This window comes from uncultured Veillonella sp. (genome assembly GCF_938010505.1).
In the GTDB taxonomy this organism is placed as follows: Bacteria; Bacillota; Negativicutes; order Veillonellales; family Veillonellaceae; genus Veillonella.
Genome location: NZ_CALLVP010000104.1, coordinates 1 through 1,523, shown reverse-complemented (window position 1 = coordinate 1,523; position 1,523 = coordinate 1). Strand labels below are relative to the sequence as shown.

The 1,523-nt window shown below is 38.7% G+C and carries 2 protein-coding genes; both read right to left on the bottom strand.

Annotation, left to right across the window (positions count from 1 at the left end; genetic code table 11):
* Positions 1–602: amino acid ABC transporter ATP-binding protein (locus Q0507_RS06440; protein WP_298714063.1), on the bottom strand; the 602-nt coding region annotated here is incomplete at its 3' end.
* A 153-nt stretch (positions 603–755) separates the two neighbouring features.
* Positions 756–1,412: an amino acid ABC transporter permease gene (locus tag Q0507_RS06435; protein WP_298714060.1), complete on the bottom strand. Its 657-nt coding sequence runs from the start codon at positions 1,410–1,412 to the stop codon at positions 756–758.
* Between the last annotated feature and the right edge of the window lie 111 nt (positions 1,413–1,523).

Sequence of the window (1,523 nt, the reverse complement as noted above, 5' to 3'; positions counted from 1 at the left end):
ATCATCGTCATGTGATCGTCCGCCAATTGTTTGATTGTCTTAAGAACCTCACCAGTAAGCTCTGGATCGAGAGCAGAGGTCGGTTCATCAAAGAGCATGATTTCTGGGTTCATCGCTAGCGCACGGGCAATCGCTACACGTTGTTGTTGACCACCAGATAAACGAGATGGATACATATCTCGTTTTTCCCATAATCCTACTTTATTGAGTAATTGCTCTGCAATTGGTAAGATTTCGTCATCTTTCATACCTTTTACCATGCGGGGAGCAATCATAATATTATCGATCACCGTCATGTGTGGGAATAAGTTGAAGGATTGAAATACCATACCCATGCGGAGCAATAATTCATGCTGAGTTTGAGAAGATGCGTATTTTACAACACCATTTTCAGTGCTAGCAAGAACCGTACCATCTACGGTAATAGAACCTCCATCAATCGTTTCCAATTGACCTAAGCAGCGCAAAAACGTGGATTTACCAGAACCAGAAGGTCCGATTATAGAAACAATTTCCCCTCTATTCATTTTGAGCGACACATCGCTCAATACTGTTTGATTATTAAAGCGTTTTTCAATACGCTCCATATTTACAAATGTCATAAGTACCTCTTACATCGTCATATTAAGTATATAACTAGCGCCTCAAGTAAAGATATCTCATCTACAAAATTGCATCTATAGACATCAAATAAAAGTATCTCACCTATAAAACTAGCTACATCATTACATACGACAAACTACCATAGAATTAGATTAATCTTCATATACAGCAAATCTTCGTTCTAAGTAGTTGAAGATATTCGTCAAAATAAAGGTAAAGATCAAGTAGAATATTGCTGCCACGAGGAATGCAGAAATATCAAAGTCACGTTGTACGATAGACTTCGTAATACGCAAGATATCATTCATCGCTAATACATACACGAGAGATGTATCTTTCAACAAGTTAATCGTCTCATTCGCAAGAGGTGGCAATACGCGCTTAAACATTTGCGGCAAGATGATTTTACGCATAGTTTGTGCGTATGTAAAGCCAAGAACCTTTGCCCCTTCGTATTGACCACGAGAGATGGATTGAATACCACCGCGGAAAATTTCACATAAATAAGCTGCGTAGTTTAATACGAAAGTAAGAACTGCTGCCGTCGCATCATCCATCTGAATGGCACCGTCTGTGATGATTGGTAAGGCATAATAGACGAATAAAATTTGTAACATCAACGGTGTGCCACGCATTAAGTACACGAAAGCATCAACAAGCTTATCTACTAAAGGTAATTTAGATAGACGCAACATAGCCATCAAGATGCCGCCTGGAATAGATAAAATCCATACAATACAGAACAGTGATACGGTTACCTTTAATCCATCGGCGATGGTTGGAATAATCTGCAATAAATAATCTAACATGGAAGACTCCTTCAAAACACGACTAGAGAAGAGGCATCTGGCCTCTTCTCTAGTGTACATTTCGTTCTTTAATTATCAGTTGTACCTACTGACCATAGTACTATTAGTATA